Origin of the sequence: Providencia stuartii (genome assembly GCF_029277985.1) — a bacterium.
Lineage (GTDB): Bacteria > Pseudomonadota > Gammaproteobacteria > Enterobacterales > Enterobacteriaceae > Providencia > Providencia zhejiangensis.
In genome coordinates this window covers 680,699-701,667 of record NZ_CP119546.1, presented here as the reverse complement: position 1 = coordinate 701,667, position 20,969 = coordinate 680,699, and the positions used below count along the sequence as shown (strand labels likewise).

Genomic DNA, 20,969 nt, shown 5'->3' with positions numbered 1-20,969 from the left:
AATAGTGCTTTACACGAATCCATATTTCTCACGACGCTGATTGAATGCACTTTTCCCGCCCTCTAATATATCTGCGGCTAAAGCCTGAACATTGGGAACATCGATCGCACCTTGTTGTTCTGGAAGAATTAGCCCTTTATTATCTTCTACGCTCAAAACGCCAATCCATTCAGCATCACCGAAAACCGGAATATTGGCATTATGTGTTGCAAATAGAAACTGACGACTCAGTTTAGCCCTACGTAGTTCTGCGACTATCCTCTCAGCTATAAATGCGTTATCCAAATTATCTTCAGGTTGATCAAGGATTAATGGGTCTTGATTATCTAACAGCAATAAGTGCAAAACAGCAGTGCACTGCTGTCCCGTCGATAATTCATCAATTGACCTAAATACAGCTTCTCGTTCTCCATGAGTCACATTTAACTCAATCGCCATGGTATCCGGTAACTGCAATTCTTCCAGTTCCATTAGTTTTACTTCTGAAAGACGAATTAAAGCTGAAACAACAGTGCCTGATATGCCAAACTTTCGTCCTAGCTCCGACTCTCCTTGACGGATAGTCGAGGCTAAACTGCTTGGAGAGAAGTTACCTTCTAATACCCAGGCGAGACGTTTAGGCCCAACCCCCTCTAAATTGCACCCAGTCAGAAAATTCACAAGTTCTTGGCGGCCACCTTCTGGCTGTAGGGTGAGCCGTACCTTCTGCTCCAGTTTTCTTGTTAACCTTTTAACAGATTTAGTAATACTACTCGCACGCGCACTTGTATGTTGTTCTAACTCCAGAAGCAGCTTCTTTCGCGAGTTGTACAATTCGTCAATTTGTGTCTGGCGATCTTGCAAGGTGGTTTGTTTAGGGCGTATCTGCTCAATTTGTTTTAACAGAGTCTGATATTCAGCACCAATTTGTCGGCCAGTTTTACCCTGGCTTGCAGGTATATCCTTAAAAGCCAACTCAAGTTTTTGCTCTTCAAGTTGCTGCTTTTCTGATAAAGATTGCTTGACCGGTAACAATTGTTGATTTGCATTTAAAGTTAGCTGTTCTAACTGTATTAATGTCTGCTGAACGCCCGTTTTCAGGGCATTCAAAACTTCACGCTGCTGCTTCAAGAGCTCAGCATGAGGTAAGCCATCCAAATTGGTATCACTTAAATACAAAGTATCTGGCAAACTGTTTTTGAGCGCATCGATAGCCAGTTGGACGCTTGCAACATCCTCACCAATCTGATCATTCAACTGTTTTTCTTTTTCAAGTTTAGGAATAAGCTCCAGCTTTTCATCAATACCTAATGCTTGATACTGTTTTGCCTGATCCAATAACTTAGGTAAGCGCTCGATCTCTGCTTCAATGTCATCTTTCTGACCTAGGACTCGCTTGATGGATTCTCGATTATCTTTTAACTTTGCTAAAACGTCAGCGATATCTGCATCAAACTTCTCATGTTCGCCCTCAAGAAAACGTTCGATGAGCTGATTACGACTTTGTTCATCTCGTGTCATTTCATAGATTTCGTTTTGCCCGTAAAGCTCTATACCAGGCAAAATATCCGTTGGAAGATAGGGGGATATATTTCCATGGGAGTCAACCACTACCGGATCACTACCGTGTTTTCGGCTTACTTTGAATCTGCGACCGTGCATAACTGATGAACGCAACGTAATTTCAACTAAACCTCGTTCTTTCCCAAGGTTAGTATCAATGACACTTTTGTGCTGTTTGATTGCGTTAGGTGTTTTAGGTTCTAATCCGAAAGCATAGCGAATACATTCCAACAAGGTTGACTTACCAGTTCCACGACCACCAATCACAGCATTGAGATGGTCCGATAGTTCAATATCGACGCTATCCAGATAACCACCAACAAATCGAATACGCTCAATTGCCGAAGCATAGCTTTCTGGCTTATCTGAGTTCAAACGAACCCTCGAACCTGCATCTAAAAAGGCTTGCTTAAAGGAAGCAAAGCAAGGGTTGGTCATTTTAATCAAACAAGAAGCACCCGATGCTTTGATATCCTCTGGTTTTGCAACGTCTGAGGAGTTAATAGCAGCCATTTCGCGCTCGCGCTTATAGTTAGGATCTTTGTTGAGGAAGATCTTACGGTAGAAATCATTTTCTATTCCTTTAAGATCTTCAATCGACTTGTCGCCTGGTATCTGAGCTGCCATCAACCCTTCATGTTTCCATACATGGTTCATCTTTCGACTGAGCACACCATCATCATTTATGCAGTGTGCTGCAAAGATAAATCCACCTATCTCATTCACTTTATCAATCAGCTGAATTGCTGTGAGGTTGGTCGGCAATATACCATCCTCTGGATCAAGTAAATCTAGACGCCCCAAAATCCGTTCAAGTTCTTGCGAAGTTTTGTTTTCATCAAACAGACAAACAAAGTGAATTTTCTCACTTGACGCAATCTCAAAGCCGGGGAAAACAACAATCCCATTCTCAACAAAAAGATTGCGGATTTTATCAACACCATCTACTGAACCATGATCAGCTAATCCAATGACCTCTATGCCCGCTTCCAGTGATGCCGCAAGCAGATTTTGGTTATATTCATCTTCCGTGATGGTCTGCTGTTGCCCACGATATTTTATGTATCCTGCCGGATTTACCTGCAATGCACATTTAAAGAAACGAGCTTTGGTAAACATACCTGTAATTACTCCACAAAATGGCGCGTCAAACGACACCTAATCAATTAACCCCAAGCGCCTTAAACACGGCATCGACGGGATCTGCATAAAAGCTGATCTGGAATTTTGAAAACAACTCAGCAGGAACTGTTGGAATATCTGAGGCTGAGGCCATTGGGAGCAAAATACGCTTTGCACCACTGTCCATAGCTAACTGAAGACTGCCTGCAAGATCTTGAACAGGATTTATAACACCACCTAAAGTCATCTCACCCAAAACAACCATCTGCTCTTGAATCGGTCGGTTCATCAGAATTGAACAGAACGCAATCAATGCAACGAGCGATGACTTTGTACTTGGCCCCGTATTGTGGAGCTCAACAACATGAAGGTGATACTCATGATCAGAAAACTTCGCCGACGCACTGATTCTATTCAGGTTACCTTTGAAATAATCAAAGCCAACACGCACAGCTTCTTTCGCTGCGGTATTCGAACCAAGGCCAGACACTGAGTGTTTACCAGAACCAGCCATCATCTGGGTTTCATAGCGATATAACCCAAGCTGCCCAGTGCTTCCCTGAGTAACTAAGTGCACAACACCAGCGCGAGGTAAGCCTTCAGGAATTAGCTTGCTACCACCTTGTTCTGGTACATTGACGAAGAATTCTTCTAATGACTCATTATCGATGTAGCTAAAGTGCACATCAAAAAATTCCATTCCGCCAAGCTTTTTCAATTGCTCTTTGACTCTACGTCTAGTTTCCAGCGCATAGGTCAGGCAGGCTCTTACATCATCTTTTGTGTACTGTGCGTCGGGGTGTAGTAGCTTTAACAAGCCCGAAACCGTTCTGCGTACAGCAATGACATCACGCTGATTAAGGTTATTACCGAGTTTGAAGAACTTATCGATCGCATCCGCAAAACTTCTTTTGCGCATTTCACGCATGTATTCAGCAAGATAGTCTGTGATTAATCCGTAACTATTGGTGAAAAACTCAGGACGCATCTTCGGTATTTCCCATCCAGGAATATAGGAATGGAAACGGTCAAAAAAAGCAGTGTCAATCATGGCATCAGGAAAAGGTGCCAACAGATGACTGGTCTTCACCAGTGTCTCAACGCTTTGATTGATGTTACCGACGAATACCATGGAAGCCTTCGCTTCGATTGAATCACGGCCACGGGCAAAAGACCCTGACGCCATATAATCTTTCATTATTTGGACGCCGTCTTTGTCTTTAAAGTGAATACCCGCTACTTCATCAAAGGCGACAACATCCCACATTCCGACCAACCCAACTTGGCGCGAGCTCATGTTATAGAACAAGTTCGCCACCGTTGTTTGTCCACCCGAGATAAGCAATGAGTTTGGCGAGCACTCTTTGTAGACATGGCTTTTACCTGTCCCTCTTGGTCCGAGCTCACAAACGTTGTAGTTGTTTTCAACGAATGGGATCATGCGAGTAATAAGATGCCACTTCACCCGATGCTCTAAGTTGGTTGGCTCCATACCCACGGAACGAAGCAACACATCCATCCACTGATCGGTACTAAAATGTCTTCTGGTTGAAAACACCTCATCCATGTTCATGGACGGCATTTGTATCGGTTTTAAACTCATAATGGAGAAAGGTGATGTCTTCTGACCTTCCTCAAAGAAATACTGCACGGTAATAATGCACCAGATACCGCCAGTTAATAATTTTTCGTTGTCTTGTACAATTTTGGTCGGTACAAGGGCATCCTTGATCCCCAGGTTAGACAACGCAGCTTCATAGACGTCTTTTTTCTGATTAAGCTTAACGCTTACTTTGTCGATGATTTTAAACGTGCCGCGTTCACGGATAAGTGACTTCACTTTCTCCGCTTCATCAGGTCGGACATAGTTCTCAGCCAAGATTTTTTTCACATTCTCAAGGCCTTGCATTACAACTTCGTCGTCATCGGACGCACAATACATCCCTAGTAAATACTCCAGCACGTAAACAGGGACGTTAGCGCCTTCTTTCAATTGCTTTGTCAGATCTTTTCGAACGACACGGCCTTTAAAGTGCAGATTTAGCAACCCATCGAGATCTGAATTTTTCATGTCACGAATCTCCCTTTCAGACATGGAAATATCTGAGGGAATAACCTCACTAGGCGCTTCTGGTTCGACACCAGCCTCATCTACGTTCACTTGCATATTGGCAACATATATGTTCTGCGTAACATTTGCGGGAGTTTCATGCTCTGCACCAATCCACTCTTCGGATTGGCCTTGATGGTCAATCAAATCTTTGTCGTTGTTACCGTTCATATATATTTACCCTTAGAAAAAATCATCTTGGAATGCCAAATCAATGGTTACCGCGTATTGGCTATAACGCGTTCTCATTTCCGCATTCTCAAGAACTAACGTGTATTGAGCGTTCCTGTCGAACTGAGAGCCAATAAGCTTTAACCTAGCTTCGCGAGTACGCTCATCCATCACTTTACTCACGCTATCAAAGTTAATCGTTTCACGACTGGAGACTTCATTACCTTGTGCATCGACGATATAGACATCCAACAACCGTGCGACAAAACGCTCGCCTACAGGGTCTGTCTGAATAAATCTGACCTTGTCGATATTGTTTACTAATTTAATGGGCTGAGTGGCTGCTACAACACCTACCGGTTGTTTCTCATGTTTTGCTGCTTGTTCTTTTTGTAGCTCGCGCACATGCAGTACCGGTACACAGACTTCCTGTAGCATCGCTCCGCCGTGCACAAACTTGGCACCACCAACGAAGTGGAAGCGTTGAGCCGCTTTTGGAAGTAGGAACTCTGCCTGATATGAAGAGCCACTAGAGCCATGAGCCGTATCGTTTATTGAGCCTTTCCAACAGGCTTCATCTGAAGGCAAGTTATTACCAACGATATAACGTTTCTTGGCTTCTATCGCGCCAGCAGGTTTGGTTTTCAACGAGGTTTTGTCAGCCGCTGCAAGTGCTTTTTGTTGGAAGAGGAAGCCATGGTCAGCGGTGATCACAACTCGGCTGCCGTTTAGACGGTTGATGACCCGCCCAACGAGGTCTTTTAGCTCTTCAATGGCACTACGACAGGCTTCAAACGTTTTTTCTTCAGTTGCAGCCTTATCACCAATCGCATCAATGGTATCGTGATAGATATAAACGACTTCTACGTCTCGAACCTTGTCACGCCCCTCCTGGTTACTCCAGCTCATCAGTTCCTTAGAACTCACTGCCATACCACCTACCTTCTGTAGGATGGCGTTGCGGTTGTCTAAACCCTGTGAAGAAATACCATCCACATAAACAGCCGTGCCTTGCTCTGGCTGGTAACTGAGCGCCTTATGAGGCAATAATGCCGCCATCCCAAGTTGGGTATAACTCGGCAAAACGCCCAACTGCGTAGACACCTCAGCCTTAAATCGCTTCTCGTTGTTAATGATAGCGCCAAGCTCATTCGCAATTTCAAAACGCAGGGCATCAGAGATGATCACAAACACGCGTTTTGTCTGTTTCAGACTCAGTCGTGTGCGAACTTCTTTTTCATAGAAGTTATACTGGTGCGGTACGCCAGAAATCTGCCACTTTTCAAGTAATTTCTCATTGGCCAAGTGACGATCCCAGGCAAGGCCAAGCTCATATAAGTACCAGTTGGTATAAATGCTTTCGACTTCGTCGTCGAGCTGACGCAGTATGTCCGCACCTTTACTCAATACAGAGTGCACATGTTCATTGAACAAACGGTAAGCCTGGTCAAAGCGATAAATGTCTGTGGTATAGGCGTCGTACATTGCTTTCGCGTTATCAAAGTGGAACCCATCCACATAGCGATTTCGCAAGTGCATTAACTCTTCAGCGTTGCGGATAGCTTCATAAATTGCGAAATATTCTTTGCGTGATAATGTCCAATGGCTAGCAAGACGTCTTGATAAGACCGTATCAAACTGAACTCGGTCTAGCGCTTTACTGCTATCGAGCAAATCACGAACTAAACCACGGATTATGGCCTGCTCCACAGCTTCGAACGTTTCGCATTCGATAAGCTCAACCGGATGGTACTGGCCAGCACGAGCCGAAATTTCCAACTGTTGGCTTAGCACCTTAGAGATGCTTTCGTAGTAAGCGGCGAAAGAGCGGCTGTCGCGCCAGCTCACCATAAACGCCAAGGCTGTTGCCCGGCCTGAAGCGCTTTTTAGAACATTGTTAAGCAACCAATCGCGTTCAACACCTTCAATTTGGCTCCAGAATTCAGTACAGAATAATTTCAACACGAAGTCTGAGAAGGTTGGCTCTTCGACTGTATAACCAAAACCCTCACTCAGATAGGCCCAGAGTGAGGTCTCAAGATCAAACTTACTTAGCTGGCTCCATAAAGGTTGGCCAAGGCTTTCATCTTCGATATAAGCCGCATACTCGCGTAGTAACCCAAGCAGAATGTCCGACAAAGACGCAGAATCAGCTTTTACAACCACTGCCATCATCTTCCTGTCTAACGACAGTTCGTCTTCGTTCTCAGTCACCCACTTTTTTAAACCGGCTATGCGCTGTTTATTGGCAAAAAAACTCTGGCGCTTACGAATGTACGTGCGAAGCGCCATTTTCGGAATACCCAGCTCATTAAGCAACATTGAGCTGTGATCAGCAAAAAACTGCTCGCTATACAAACGCACGTCCAGCAACCAATCGCGGTCAGGCTCTGGCTCAGCGCTTGGAAAATAGATAAGGAATTTAGCTTCACGCTCATCCACTTCAATACGTTTTTTCACTGCCAATACGGACTCATTGCCCATATTGAGGATAGTCAAATCATTTGGCAGAACTCTGGCAGTTATATCTGCCGCTTTATCACCTGATTCTTTTGCAAGCGATAAAGAATTAGCTAAATGCTCAAGCTCTTCAGTAAAGCTTTGCTCTGGGTCGTACCAAAACACAATGCGGCTTTGTTCGAGCTTGGCAGCGACACCTTGTGCCAGTTCGCTAATCTGCATTAGTTAACCTCCGGGGCCGAACCGGTAATGGCCTTAACATCAGCCAACAGATCACCAAACTTGCCGTAATTCACTTTCACGCCATCATCCAGATCCAGTGAAATACGCATATCGGCGTAGTGTTTTAGCTTATCATCAAACTCTCGTAGTTCGACCTGTTTCTTGATTAAGGCATCCAACTCTTTCTTGAAGCGGTTCGCTTCACTGGTCGAGTCGGCCGTTTCAATCTGCTTCTCAAGCTGCTCTGCATACGCATCGTATTTGCCGAGTAACGGGGTAACATACTCGGTACGCATACGAGAAAGCGTGCCCTCGTTGTAACGATGCAAATACACCAAGCACTCAAAAGCCTTCTGTTTGCCTGAGCTAAACAGCCAATAAATAGGGCGCTTTTTGTAAGTCTTCAGGTGATCTTTATAGAACTGAGTCGATAAATAACGGCGAATCGTCTCCAGTGCTGATTCAGATTTTTTTGGTTTTATGGCGTTTAAGCACAGTGATTCAGCGACAAAATCGAGGTTTTCTTGTAAGTATTCCTCACCCCAAACAACTTGGACAAACTCACGGAAACGATTGGTTGCGTCGTCTTTGAACCATTCTTGGTCAGTTAACGGAATGATTCCATCTTCATCAGCTGGGAAGGTTTTATAAACTTCTTCTGCAACGAGTTTGTCGAATCCTTCGTTAGCAGAGTGAGCGTATATTAACCCTTCTCTGTCAAGAGAGTAGCGCCCCATCATATTGCCGATTGAGTACGAAACTAGCTCTGTCATGGTGCCCGAAACATGTTGCTTCATAATTTCTTCATTTACTTTTTTCGGGCCGTATACATAAGCAGGATTCCAAGTAAGAGTGACAGATTCAAGTGGAACATCTGGGCTGAGTTCACTCTCAAGGTTATAGATTTTAATGAGTGATGTATTTATACGTTCTTCGATAAGCCTTAAAGTTTGCGTTTTTTGTTCCCAGTAAGAAAATACCGCATCAACTGATTCTTCAACTTTCTTTGAGTTATTATCTATAGAAACAATTTTCAAATTACAGAATGCCCAAGAAACCTCATGAGAATCCCAATCTTCTTTACTTATTTTTACAGCCTCTTCTAAATCACAAGTGCTAATACCTTCCAGTTTTTCTTCATTCCAAGGTAATGCGGATATATTTTCGACTTGGAAGCTCATCGTTGGGTTAAGAACTGATAGCAAATAGGCTCCAACTTTTGAACAAAGTAATGCCACTAGCTTTTTAGGATTAACTCCATTTAGAGGGAACGCACCAGAGCCATGAACATCCCATAGAAAGCCATCTGGGTATAGTCTTGCAGCAGGAAATCCTGAATTTAAGTAGCTCCAAGAAGCGTACTCTCTAAAGTACAAGTGACTGTTAGTTCCACGATTTCTGGTAAATGATAGTCCTTCATCTCTCCAGTCAACAACAAGCTCATGATTTCCATACCACTTCCGTGCTTCGCCGCCTTTATTGTACGGAACCCAGCAATCAGTATTATTGGAAAAATAGCTAAACTTACTCTTTGATATCTCGACCCATGACCTGACAAACTGCTCATTGTTCCCAGTTATCATTCCTTGAATTAACTCATAGTTACAGCTTACCAATGTTCCCCAAGAGAAGCTTATTTTTGCATTATCTGACACCCAATAAGCAATCGGGCTTCCCGGAATCCTTTTAAAATCATCTTGTTTTGTAATTGAAAATTCAAAATCTCGACTTAATAATGCTTTTTGTTTTTCTTCCTCATTGCCTTCAATAAGCCTGTAAAAAGTAGGCTGGTATTTCTTAATGTGCTTATTTCGAATAATCCATGCGGTAGTTTGAACAACCTCACCACTGATTTGACCAAAAGCCCGAGCACCTAAATGCGCCATTGTAATAAATGTATGGTCTTCCAATAAATTGCTTCTTAGCTGCTCATAACTTGACAAAAACATCCATGACTGCATATTTATTTGAGCATTAAATCCATATTGAGAAAGCAATTTAAATGCTCGCTCCATAAAAATGGCAAACAAGTCTGATTTACTATTTGGGTATTGTTTCTTAGCAAACTCTTTCAAATCTGCATTCATTCCTTTTGCTCCCATATAGGGAGGATTAGCAATAACCGCATCGTAACGAATCGACAGTACCAATGACTGATGAACAAATTCTATCAATTGCTTCGCTGCTGGCTTTTGCATTGAGTCGCCTGACTCTTGAAGCTCTACAAGCGTGCTCAATAGCTCTTTTAGCTGCTCATACTCATCGCTTGGAACATCAATCAAAGAACCAAAGGTCTTGGCTTGAGTAAATCTTGCCAATGTTCGCGTCAACAGTTGGTAGCGGTTGTCTGCATTGAACGAGCTTAAATCTTGTTCTTCATCTGAGAACAAGCCTTGTGATGTGCCGTTTTGCCAACTTCCCGATAGGTTGAGTGCTTTCCATAAGGTCGGCAGATCAATATGGTTACTTTCCTGCAATGACAGTACATTGAGTCGCACATTACGGGTAAAAATACGCTTGTCGTCATCTCTCGCCATCATCATCAGCGCAAAGCCAGATAGCTGTGCTGCACGATCATCTATGTCTAGGCCGTAGAGGTTGTTCTCCAGGATCATCTTTGGAATATCACGTGAGCGGAAACCACGCTCTTCGTAGATGGCTTTTAGCACGTTATAGGCTTCAATCAATATGTGGCCCGAACCACAAGCGGGGTCAAGTACTTTGATGGTTTCAGGTTCAATAGTTTCTGGCGTAATAGCCTTTAGCTGTTGGTTAACTTCGTCAGATTGCTGCGCAGGCTCAATGTAGTATTCCATCTGGCTTTTAATGGCAGAGTCTGGGTAGGTTTGCAGCCATTGACGACCGACTGAGTTTTGTACCAGGTACTTTACAATCCAGTTAGGTGTAAATAGCTGAGTAGCGGCAGGGATGTCTTCACTTTTGACCACCTTACCCATTACCTGATCTTTCTTTTCAGAAATGTAGAATTGGTATAGCCAGCCAATCACTTCGACTTGTTGCCAGTCCTCTTCAGGGATGCCGTCTACCAATCCACGCAGAATGGAGTCGGTACGCATTAGGTTATCTGGTAGCAGAAGCTCTGTTTCATCATCCAATGCATCAAATAAGAAAGGCATCGCCTCATGAAGCTTATGGCACTGGCCCAACAGCAGTTCACGATACAGCTCTTCGTCTTTGTTGCCCGCAAGCTTGAGTTCGATAATGCGAGCTCTATCTAACCCGAGTTCATCCGCAGCATCTTGCGCATGGTCGATAATTTCAAAGCCTTTAGGGTTGTCTGGGTGCGACAAAACACGGAAACCGTGGCCTAGATAGTCATGGATTTCCATATAGCGAATAGCACACAGACGGTTGAACCAGGTATAAGCTACTTGTTCAATAAGTTGTGCATATCCAAGTTTCTGGCTTCTGGCCACTATGCGTTTTCTGGGCTCCGCCAGTTTACCGTCAAAACTGTTACCGGCGATTTGAAGCACAGAACCTTGTAGATTCGCTTCTGTAATTTGTAGCTCGCCCTTTTTATTCGCGGTGATACCAAAGGTATTTAATCGTTTCGCTACCGCATCCATAAATTCGCGGCGCGCTTTTGGTGCGTATTTTTTAATGTTGTTCGTATTCATATGATCTTGTGCCTCTTATTCTGTCTCTACGCTGCTTGCGGGTTGTAATGCGGTTCTTCTCGCTGGATGGCCGGTAACAGGTATTCCTGCTCAGCAACCTTGTCGAGTAATGATCTTATTGTTCCACCCGCTTGATACATAGCTATCCGTTGCCTCTTACTTAATTCTTACTCGGTCGCCAGCTTTGACCGCAGCAATCAGCTGCTCTCTTAAAGCGGCAAGATAGGCATCAACTTCGGCTTCACTTTCAATGAATCCGGTTGTTACTGACTTAGCCATGGCATCGGTTGAGTTAATCGTTACGGTACGTTTTGCAACCGGCTGTGGCTGCACTGGTTCAGAGGCTGGCTCAGGTGCTGGAGCTGCTTTACCGGCTTTCGCTGCTTCCTCTTCGCGTGTCTGCTGTTCGAGTTCACGACGTCTTCGCTCAGCTTCAGCTTTTTTGCGTTGATCTTCGATAAAGCCATTCAGCAACTCATAAGCTTCGTCCTCGTAACCTTCCGCTTCAGTTTGCTCACTGATAATTTGTGGTATTGAAGAGGTTGCTTCAATGCGCTGTCTGCACATTTGTAACGGGCGCAGTGCTTGGTTCTGTAATTCAGACGGTGCATGAGCTTCAGCTAGCGCTTCTTTTACACGTCCGATGCGCAGATCAACACGCTCTAAGGCATGAGTGCGTTTTTCTTCAACCAATGTTGAGTTAACTTTTGCCACCTGCTCGATAAGCGGATTAATGTGGCGCAGCTGCTCATACGGTGAGGGCATATTGTAAATGCGTTCTAATTCAGTGAGCGCTTTTAATGCTTCACTGTCTTTTTCTAACGCAGGTCTATTGGCCTTAAACTTCTCGTTCAATGCGCCAGCAAGGGCTTGCCAAGTTTGAAATTGGCTATTGTAGAAGTCATCAAGATCCTCAAAGTCCTCAGCAAACTCTTCAAGGGCATCAGCGTCTTCTAAGAATCGGGTGATAAGGGCGAAGCTTGAAGTTTGCTCAAGAATACCCGCGACCAATGCAAGACCCTCGTCAATTTGAGATTTACCTGGGAAATGGCCTGTCTGTGACTTGGTTCTGAATGATTTAAGCTTTTCATTCCAAGCCAGTAATTCATCGCGCACTAATTCGTAGAGCTCCTTTTCACCAGAGCCGGTAAAGGTTTTTGAAAAGATCTCTTTAACAAGACCAGCAGCCTTTTTGATTTGGCGCTCGTCATGTTGCCTGATTTTATGTACACGGATCTCACCGCGTTTACGCACGCTGGTAAACGGCTCGTAAGCTTTTTTCAACGCCAGATCTGTGCCTTGGGTACTAAAAGATAACTTTCCAGCCAAGCCCAGCCTTGCAGTGAGCAATAAGATTTCATTGGCTGGCCAGCCATACGGGCGCTTGCCGAAGTGGGCAACGATGTCACGTAAGTAAACAGGCTCATTACGCTCGACTTTTAGCGTTACGTACTGCTCAACCTCACGCGTAGCTTCTGGGTTACATTCATCCGCTTGAAGATCCAGTCCAATCTGAGCAATATCATCAGCAACAAGAACGGCCTGTAGCTCACGCAAAACTTCACCAGGCGTTGCCTTGAGCATGTTCAATTTAGCGAAGGTATTTTCGATAACGTATTTGTATGCTTCTTCGACGATGGCACTTGGCGTTGCTGATTTCTTCGGCAGTTTTGTGCCGATCGCGTAAACGTCAGCCTCGGCAAACAAAGCTTCAAAATCCGTTCTTAAGCGTTTTTCACGCTCCATATTTTCCATCTGCTTTTCGCGGAGAAGGTGTTCTTGCTCTGGTCGCTGTCCTGAATTTTGTTTTAAGAATCGGTCAGTTTTTATAAAGGTTGTCAGCTCATCCCAAAGACGCTTATGTTCGCCCAGCTTGACGAGCACGCACCCATCAGCCTCAAGCGTATGATTGAGGCACGCTTGATCGTGGGCGTAATTTTCAAAGTGCGAATCCAAAGGTGAAATGACTTTAATGACTAGGTCTTCCAGCGTGGTGCCATCTTTTGGATGACCATTGCAAAAACGGCTCACCGCAAAGTCTTGCTTATTAATCGGGTATCGATAGGTACGATTACCTTTCAAAATACCGTCAAATACGATGGCTGAAAGCTTGCTCGAGACCTCTGACATTTCAACGTCAGTGTGACGGATCTCGTTTTCGATCTCTTTTTCTTCGTTGGTCAGGAAGATAAACTCATCACCATTACGCGCAATCAGCAATTGGCGTTCAAGACGATTCAAGCTCTCTTCAATTTGTTTACGCAGCGCAATTTTATCGGCATCGATTCGATCAATTGACAGCGTCACAAGGTTGTCTAGTGTGCTTTTGACAACGTCCACATAACGGATCAAGAAAAGCGTTTTTAGGATCTTGCCATCGAATTCTGTTAAGGAATCCAACTCACAGGCTTGGTCAATCGTTCGCTTAACCGCTGGCTCCAAAAAGCTTTCAATCGGTGCATAGAAACTATAAAACGGGATTAACACATCAAGGCCAGAGTCCTTCATCTGTTTTGCAGCTGATTGGAAAGCATCAAGTAATGAACGCTCACCCATGGCTAAGTGCTTACCCGTCGCGCCTTTTGTTCGAATTGACTCAAACACTTTTTGAACCAGCGTGTAGTGGTAAGGCACAAACGGATAGTTGTCCACGAAAGACGGAGCGTCGGTGTAGCCCTTTAGAGACGCGGTTGTCGTTTTATCAAATGTCAGCTGGTTACGAAGAATGTCGCCCTTTTCAGCAAAGACATCGATGAGGTATGTACGAGCTTCTTCCGTTTTGGACAACAATCGCTTTTGAATAACTTCCGAGGTATTCGAGCTCGACAGCTGTAAGCGGGTACTAAAACGCCCTTGAATTTTAGAGAAGTCCTCGCCATCACTCTTATCCATACCACCAATGGCAGCATCAATGTCTGCCTGAGAGGTAACAACGACCCAAGCTCTGCCACCACAATATGTGCCAAGATCTTCAGTAATGGTCTGAAGCTTCAACATCATTTGTGTGTTCTTACCGATAAACTGACCGACTTCATCGACTAAGAAAAGAAGGTTACGATCCCCAGTGCGATCTAAGTATTCATTAACCCACTTACAGAAGTTTCGGATATCTAGCGGGAAATTGTTTTCAACCTGCTCAACCCACGCTTTGGCAGACTCTAATGATTGCTCACTGGCATGAGCGAGTGCTTCTGAAAGTTCGTCTCGATAGAAGTCATAGGCGTCACGCTCCTTTTCCCAAGTTGATTGAGTCAACTCAGCAAATTTGTCCTTGAAAGATGCGTATTGATTACGTTTATCAAGCTCGCGTTCTAAGTGCGCAATATGAGGAAAGTCAGCGCAGTATCCTACACGCTCATTAAAGACTTTGAGGAAAACCTTAAGAATGGCATTTTCTCGGTCGTCCGTATTGGCTCGCGAATCGATGTTAAAAAGAATAACATCAGTGTCTTTGGTAACCGCTTTTTGGATGTCCGCCAACAGCATGGCGTCGTTGATTTTGTCTTTGAAAAACTCAAACGCTTGTCGGCCTTGGCCATCTTTTTCAACAGATTTATTCTCAAGCAAATAAGATAAAATTTTCAGGAAGTGCGATTTACCCGAGCCAAAGAAGCCAGAAATCCACACACCAATTTTACCTGACATATCACCGTGGCTTTGCGTCACTGATGGGACGTAAGCCTCAAAAAATGCACGAAAGTGTCTATCTAACTCTCGGGTAACAACATACTCATCAAGCTCGACATACACACTGTCATTGTCTTTTTGTTCCGCTTTAACAACGCCATTAATGTCACGCGTCAACTTCTTGGAAAAAATCTGTTCAATTTTCATTCGGGAGGCTCCCTGCTCTTAAATTTTTTTACCGTCTTCAGGCACAAGTTTGAAGGCGCGATAGTAGTTTTTAGATTCGATCATGCCAAAAGGATGCAAATCCCTTCCGCTATATTCACCCGGATAGAAAAGCACTAATGGCGTGCTCCCCATCACGTCTTGCAGAGCACTAAGTAACTCATGTCCTCGGACAAGAGGCCACGCACTGCCTAAGCCTGACAGCAACACAAACTCAAGTTCTGATGGCTTATATTTGTCCGCGATATACCTTGCCACTTTCTCTTGGCTCAGAGGCCCGGCTAGTGTTTTTCGAAGACCATCAACACCGACTTGCAATTCACGCTGGCAAGCTCGGTCGAAAAGGCCTCGCTCCTCAAGCATATCTATCAAGACTTCAAAAATATTGAGATGGACAAAGCGGTAACCACGCTTGTTGAGTTTTTCGTCAACGTGCTTAAGGTGCTCTCGTACAAGCAGTTCATACTTGGCTGGATAGTCAAATACCCAAAATCCAATTTCATTGCCCAAGCCATCGTTTTTCAAAAACTTAGGGCTTTCAATTCGTTCCTGTATAAGATCAAGCCTGGTCTGGAGAGCCTTCATATTGTGCACTCCATGACCTCAATCAAATCTTCCCGGCCCAGACGAACTAACCAGTCTTTAACTTCTGGCATTAGGTAAACAGGTTGTATTTTCTTTGTCCTGCTATCACTCAGGTAGCCACTATCAACCAATGCCTTAATTGCGTTGTTACCCATTTTTTTGACAGTTGAGTCAGAAAAACCGCCAAGTTCGGCATATGCCCGCACTCTCGTGTCATAAAACTCAGACCATGCATCAGCGGTTAAAGCGGGTTTATAGGTGCGACGAGCCTCGGCTAAGGTATGTCGCATAAAATCAGCGACAACCGGAGAATGAATGAGTAATGACATCATCAGCATTTGGACATAGGCACGTTCACTCGCGGTTAAAAGATCAGTCATAAACTCATCACCCAGGCCTTCAATACGCCAACGGATTGTTCTGGCATAACGAATAGCCGTCTGACCGGATTTTTTCTGAAGAACATTTTGCTCAACGATCAGCGACTTCCACTCATCTTCTGGAAGTTTTTTCAGTAGCGATTCTGCGATTATTCTAGATTCAGTTATCAATAAACTGCTTCCGATAAGATCGCCTAAATATTCTTTTATATTCATAAATTCATCTCACGATTCGCTATATCCAGGAGCGAGTGCAGCATTGTCAACGCCGTATAGTGCTTCTGGATTTTTAAGTGCTAAATGGAACTCTCGCCCATTGCTCTTGCTATTCTTTGAACAATCGATATTCCATAAACGCAGTAAATATCCAGCGAACGCAGCTCTTATCTCTACACGCAACCTATTGTTTTCCATTGCGTAGTCTATCAATACAGCTTCTGGATGTGCTAGTTTTGGATGAGGTATCAGCTCTAGTTCAACGATTCGGTTCCATTGCTTATCCCACTGAAGAGTCTCAACTTCGTCGTTAACCTCATCTTCTAACAACTCAACTTCACTTATTCTGGTTAACACAAAATCCCTAAATTCTCTATGCTTTCTATCGAATGCTCGGACATGCCATCTCAAGCCATTGTCAATCAAGGTATGAGGAACTATTTGCCTGCTCCCATGACCACTCGACAATGAGGTGTACTCAATATTAATCACCGCGCGTTTATGTATGGCTTCACTAACCGCCGCTACCACTTCCAATTTCGGCTTATTGAGATGAAATGGTGCTTCACAAGCCATAGGTGGCCTAACCTTGCCAAGAAAGCCATCACCGAACCCTTGGCTTATCGTCGCAAGCGTTCGAACAATGTCATAATCAAACAACGGCTGGAATGTGCTCGTCTTCAAGTGCACTCTGCGCTTTTCGTCATACATAACGTTGTTAGGAGCCAACGCTTTGTACCGCGCAAAATCTTGTGTTGCCACAGACGGCGCTACGCTAAAGCGCTCGGTTAAATAACTCCGCCCAGCTTCACCTTTAAATAACAAAGTGAAATCAATATGAGCGAGTCGTTCTCTCTGTGCTTGGCTAAGCTCTTCAAGTCCAGTGTTGTCTTGCACTGTCAACCTCTCAATCCATTTGGGACAAGCCCTAATCATCTAAAACTAGGAAGCCATCGATTGAATGCCATCAAGCAACCTACTGTTTTTCATTAGGTTTCATAGTATCAACAAGTCGTCTTGTTGGCTATAAAAATTGGCTTGATATTGTTCGAATGTTTCTTTTCTGGCCTTGATAGAAGCTCACGCTGGAATGCCAACTGACGCAATTCATTCTCTCGAACACGCCTAGCAACTTCTGCCTGGGCTGGTAGCAATGGGAGCATCCCTTCAGCAATCGCGTCTGGGGCAGACTCTTGGCCACAGGACATCAAATGCTTCCATGGATCTTTAAGAAAGCGCTCGAACGTGATGCCAAATTCAATGATGCGGGCAGAGACGAAGATTTCGCCCCAGTATTCAATGTAGGTGTCTTGGTACATGGAAAGATTCCTCTTGTTGGTTAAACCATAAGTTCACTTTCCATTTTCCAGAGGTTTTCAAATATGCAAGGGGCTATGACAAAGCTTTAAATCGATTGCGGGCATCTTTGTAGTCATAGTGGGCATGTTCTGAGCCACGATGATACAAATCATCCAGGTAAGTTTGTTCCTGCGGCAACTCGTCTTCGCTGATTTCGCGCCACCAATGTTTGTTGGCACCTTTAACACCGTCATGCCAGCGGTAACCACGCTCTTTTAAATAGTCCTTTACGTCAAACGGCGCACCAAACGCACGAACTAACACAGTTCGCCTGTCTGCTTCAGACAACAAGTTTGCAACGGACTCGGGCAACAATTGAAACAACCAGGCCATCGCCAAACAATCGGTTGCAGCTCGGTGTCCTTCATAGAACCAACCTAAGCGAAGCAGCAGGTACTCAAGTTTCCGACTTTCAAAGCCCAGTGCTTTCCAATCTATGCCGCTAGCTGAACAGGCCCAAGATAGATGGCCTAATGCGGCAAACCGCTTTTCAAAGAAAGGACGATCAAACTGCGCATTGTGTGCAACCACCAGCGGATCATCGGATAACCAACTCGCTACCAGAGCATCATCAATGCGCTGGCCTTGCACCATCTCATCAGTGATACCGGTTAATTCGGTAATCAGCTCGGGGATTGGCTTGCCGGGATCTTCATACAGGCTGATCACATCAACAATCGACACAATCCGCTGAGCAGAGGGGCTGTAAAGCACCTTAACCATACCAAGCTCAATAATGGACTCGTCATCGGCAGACAGTCCGGTTGTCTCTGTATCGAGCAGCACCATCGGCTGTTCATCACCGACCATAGGAGAAAGTTCAAGTGGCCAGGACTGCGGCTCACGCGTTAAAGGAATGCGTTCCAGCAATCTAAAATCTTCTGGTCTTTCTGGGATATCCGCGAGGCGCTCTAGCGGAAATGGCGCAGGGGCTCTTGTCATTGATGGTTCCTCTTCAATTCTGTTGTTCGCTTTGGGTTATTTCACTGTGCCACAGGTTGTACAAAATGCACCTTGGATACCTCAGCGTTTTTTTAATCTTTCTACTGGGTGAACCCATGTATGAAGGCTTTGGCTAAGCCTTTCAGAAAGCCTTAGCCAAACCGTTTAGGTAACCCTTACCGATACCCTTTACGTATGGCTTAGCCAACCCCTTTTCAAACGGTTGAAAAAGGCTTGAACTGAGTTCGACTGAGCATTTTAAAGATGCTCCTGACTTCGCTTTAAGCCAGTAAATTCAATACGAAGCAGAATTTTACTAACTGTTTTTAAACCCTTTGCAAAGGGTTCAACAAGCCTTGTCTGACGGTTACTTGACCCATGCGTTAACCAGTAGCAGTAACAGGATCAGTAACAGAAACAAGAGCAGTAGGCAGAAGCAGTATTGTCCAAGCCTTGCAGGCTTTGACGAGGGCGAGCTATCCCCACATCTAGTTTTTCAACACAAAAAATAAATCACCGACAACACAGCGTCTTACTCGAACAACACCAGTTTTACCTACAATTTTACTTGTAGAAATCAGCATAGCATTAGATACTGTATAAACAAACAGTATTAATTCTATTTTTTCGAGGTTCGTCATGAGTGTCTCGCTGATAGGCCGTAGCGGCGTACTTGCCTTCATCAAAGCCAAGCGCCTTCGTATTCCATTGTTCATGGAACGTGTTTCTGCTGGTTTTCCCTCACCAGCGCAGGATTATGTTGAGCAAACGCTCGACCTCAACGAGCTGTGCATCAAGCGACCAGCTGCAACATTCTTTGTGCGTGTTGAAGGTGATTCAATGATTGATGCTGGGATTCACCCAGATGATATTTTGGTGGTTGATCGCTCTGTCCAAGCAGAACACGGTGACATTGTCATCGCGGGAATCCATGGTGAACTCACGGTAAAGGAACTTCAACTAAGGCCGTGCGTAAAGCTGATCCCAAGAAACCAGGCGTATGAGCCCATTCATATTCCTGAAGGGACAGAGTTAGAGATATTTGGTGTGGTCACCAATGTGGTGCGAAACATGCGCCGTAAGTCGTGACGATCCCATGCCTGTATTTGCCTTGGTGGACTGCAACAACTTTTACGCCAGTTGTGAGAAGCTGTTTCGTCCTGATTTAAAAGATACACCGGTTGTGGTGCTGTCCAATAACGACGGCTGCGTGGTTGCACGGTCACGTGAAGCTAAGTCACTCGGTATTAAAATGGGCGTACCCGTCTTTCAGATCAAAGCTGAAATGCAGCGCCATGGTATTTTGGCATTCTCGTCCAACTATGCGCTGTACGCAGATTTGAGCAGTCGAGTGATGCGCACTTTGGAAGAGATGGCACCACGAGTAGAGGTTTACTCGATTGACGAAGCGTTTTTGGACTTAACCGGTATTGAGTCTGCCATATCTCTTGTCGAGTTCGGACAACAAGTGCGAGAGCGCATAGGTCACTGGATTGGGATCAGCGTCTGTGTAGGCATTGCACCGACTAAAACACTCGCCAAGCTGGCTAACCATGCCGCTAAGAAATATCCCGCTACTCAAGGGGTTGTAGACCTGACCAATCCAGATCGGCAACGTCGATTGCTCGCATTAGTCCCGGTTGATGATGTTTGGGGCGTTGGTAGGCGGCTTTCTAAGCGATTAAATGCGTTGGGTATCACTACAGCCTTAGACCTAGCCAATGCCTCACCTAGAGCCATCAGAGACCAGTTTTCGGTGGTTTTAGAGAGAACCGTCAGAGAGCTCAATGGTGAGTCGTGCATTGAACTTGAAGAGATCCCGCCAACTAAGAAACAAATTGTCTGTAGCCGTTCATTTGGCGTAAAAGTGACGCACTTTGAATTCTTACGTGAAGCCATATGCGAATACGCAACCCGCGCCACGGAGAAGCTTCGCAAAGAACAGCAGCAAGCCAAAGTGATGACCGTGTTTATACGTACCAGCCCCTTTAAGGACAACGAGCCGCAGTACAGCAACTCTGCATCGGGTGAGTTGCTGATCCCCAGTTGCGATACGCGGGACTTTATCGAGCTGGCCAATCACTTACTCAAGCGGATTTGGAAGGATGGTTTTCGTTATGCCAAAGCGGGCGTCATGCTGTCTGACTTTTACGATCCTGGTATGTTTCAACCAGGACTATTCGATGACGTATCGACCCGCTCTAATAGCCAGCAGTTAATGTCTGTATTGGACACCATTAACCAAAGCGGTGCCGGAAAGGTTTTCTTTGCTGGACAAGGTACGAAGAAAGATTGGTCGATGAAGCGAGAGCATTTATCTCCCGCTTATACAACACGCTGGGACCAATTACCGCGAGTTAAGTAGCG

General features: G+C 44.8%; 12 protein-coding genes. 2 read left to right on the top strand and 10 right to left on the bottom strand.

Features of this window, described 5'->3' with window-relative positions:
• Nucleotides 1-9 precede the first annotated feature (9 nt).
• The 10 genes from P2E05_RS02975 to P2E05_RS02930 form a co-directional block, all read right to left on the bottom strand.
• The gene (locus tag P2E05_RS02975) at nucleotides 10-2,661 is read right to left on the bottom strand and encodes a TrlF family AAA-like ATPase (protein ID WP_276123003.1); all 2,652 of its coding nucleotides are present in this window, start codon (nucleotides 2,659-2,661) and stop codon (nucleotides 10-12) included.
• A gap of 43 nt (nucleotides 2,662-2,704) precedes the next feature.
• On the bottom strand, nucleotides 2,705-4,759 hold the full coding sequence (gene brxL, locus P2E05_RS02970; protein ID WP_212637590.1) for a protease Lon-related BREX system protein BrxL: 2,055 nt from the start codon (nucleotides 4,757-4,759) through the stop codon (nucleotides 2,705-2,707).
• Between the two features lie 198 nt (nucleotides 4,760-4,957).
• Nucleotides 4,958-7,627 (bottom strand): BREX-1 system phosphatase PglZ type A, encoded by a 2,670-nt coding sequence (gene pglZ / locus P2E05_RS02965; protein WP_004249345.1) that lies wholly within the window; start codon nucleotides 7,625-7,627, stop codon nucleotides 4,958-4,960.
• On the bottom strand, nucleotides 7,627-11,268 hold the full coding sequence (gene pglX / locus P2E05_RS02960; protein WP_004249344.1) for a BREX-1 system adenine-specific DNA-methyltransferase PglX: 3,642 nt from the start codon (nucleotides 11,266-11,268) through the stop codon (nucleotides 7,627-7,629). Before pglX ends, pglZ begins: the two co-directional genes overlap by 1 nt.
• Before the next feature lie 156 nt (nucleotides 11,269-11,424).
• Nucleotides 11,425-15,102 carry a BREX system P-loop protein BrxC gene (gene brxC / locus P2E05_RS02955; RefSeq protein ID WP_004249342.1) on the bottom strand — a complete coding sequence of 1,226 codons (3,678 nt, stop codon included), beginning with the start codon at nucleotides 15,100-15,102 and terminating at the stop codon, nucleotides 11,425-11,427.
• A gap of 18 nt (nucleotides 15,103-15,120) precedes the next feature.
• Entirely contained in the window at nucleotides 15,121-15,705 is a 585-nt protein-coding gene (locus tag P2E05_RS02950; protein ID WP_004249341.1) for a DUF1788 domain-containing protein, read from the bottom strand.
• Nucleotides 15,702-16,301, bottom strand: coding sequence for a DUF1819 family protein (locus tag P2E05_RS02945; protein ID WP_004249340.1), 600 nt, complete (start codon nucleotides 16,299-16,301; stop codon nucleotides 15,702-15,704). Before P2E05_RS02945 ends, P2E05_RS02950 begins: the two co-directional genes overlap by 4 nt.
• A 9-nt stretch (nucleotides 16,302-16,310) precedes the next feature.
• The gene (locus P2E05_RS02940; protein WP_156868342.1) at nucleotides 16,311-17,237 is read right to left on the bottom strand and encodes a WYL domain-containing protein; all 927 of its coding nucleotides are present in this window, start codon (nucleotides 17,235-17,237) and stop codon (nucleotides 16,311-16,313) included.
• Between the two features lie 68 nt (nucleotides 17,238-17,305).
• A complete protein-coding gene (locus P2E05_RS02935; protein ID WP_004249337.1) occupies nucleotides 17,306-17,620 on the bottom strand; it encodes a hypothetical protein in 315 nt (104 codons plus the stop codon).
• Nucleotides 17,621-17,693: 73 nt separating this feature from the next.
• Nucleotides 17,694-18,602 (bottom strand): 3'-5' exonuclease, encoded by a 909-nt coding sequence (locus tag P2E05_RS02930; protein ID WP_004249335.1) that lies wholly within the window; start codon nucleotides 18,600-18,602, stop codon nucleotides 17,694-17,696.
• A gap of 639 nt (nucleotides 18,603-19,241) precedes the next feature.
• On the opposite strand from P2E05_RS02930, the gene umuD reads away from it, so the two are divergent.
• Both umuD and umuC read left to right on the top strand, forming a co-directional pair.
• Nucleotides 19,242-19,691, top strand: a complete 450-nt coding sequence (umuD, locus tag P2E05_RS02925) for a translesion error-prone DNA polymerase V autoproteolytic subunit (protein WP_004249334.1) — start codon at nucleotides 19,242-19,244, stop codon at nucleotides 19,689-19,691.
• A 7-nt stretch (nucleotides 19,692-19,698) separates the two neighbouring features.
• Nucleotides 19,699-20,967 (top strand): translesion error-prone DNA polymerase V subunit UmuC, encoded by a 1,269-nt coding sequence (gene umuC / locus P2E05_RS02920; protein ID WP_036973679.1) that lies wholly within the window; start codon nucleotides 19,699-19,701, stop codon nucleotides 20,965-20,967.
• Nucleotides 20,968-20,969: the final 2 nt, after the last annotated feature.

Coding starts and splice junctions, on each gene's coding strand:
- P2E05_RS02940 (WP_156868342.1), bottom strand. CDS start 17,237: ATGATTAGGGCTTGTCCCAAATGGATTGAGAGGTTGACAGTGCAAGAC.
- pglZ (WP_004249345.1), bottom strand. CDS start 7,627: ATGCAGATTAGCGAACTGGCACAAGGTGTCGCTGCCAAGCTCGAACAA.
- brxC (WP_004249342.1), bottom strand. CDS start 15,102: ATGAAAATTGAACAGATTTTTTCCAAGAAGTTGACGCGTGACATTAAT.
- P2E05_RS02950 (WP_004249341.1), bottom strand. CDS start 15,705: ATGAAGGCTCTCCAGACCAGGCTTGATCTTATACAGGAACGAATTGAA.
- P2E05_RS02930 (WP_004249335.1), bottom strand. CDS start 18,602: ATGACAAGAGCCCCTGCGCCATTTCCGCTAGAGCGCCTCGCGGATATC.
- umuC (WP_036973679.1), top strand. CDS start 19,699: ATGCCTGTATTTGCCTTGGTGGACTGCAACAACTTTTACGCCAGTTGT.
- P2E05_RS02945 (WP_004249340.1), bottom strand. CDS start 16,301: ATGAATATAAAAGAATATTTAGGCGATCTTATCGGAAGCAGTTTATTG.
- umuD (WP_004249334.1), top strand. CDS start 19,242: ATGAGTGTCTCGCTGATAGGCCGTAGCGGCGTACTTGCCTTCATCAAA.
- P2E05_RS02935 (WP_004249337.1), bottom strand. CDS start 17,620: ATGTACCAAGACACCTACATTGAATACTGGGGCGAAATCTTCGTCTCT.
- brxL (WP_212637590.1), bottom strand. CDS start 4,759: ATGTCTGAAAGGGAGATTCGTGACATGAAAAATTCAGATCTCGATGGG.
- pglX (WP_004249344.1), bottom strand. CDS start 11,268: ATGAATACGAACAACATTAAAAAATACGCACCAAAAGCGCGCCGCGAA.
- P2E05_RS02975 (WP_276123003.1), bottom strand. CDS start 2,661: ATGTTTACCAAAGCTCGTTTCTTTAAATGTGCATTGCAGGTAAATCCG.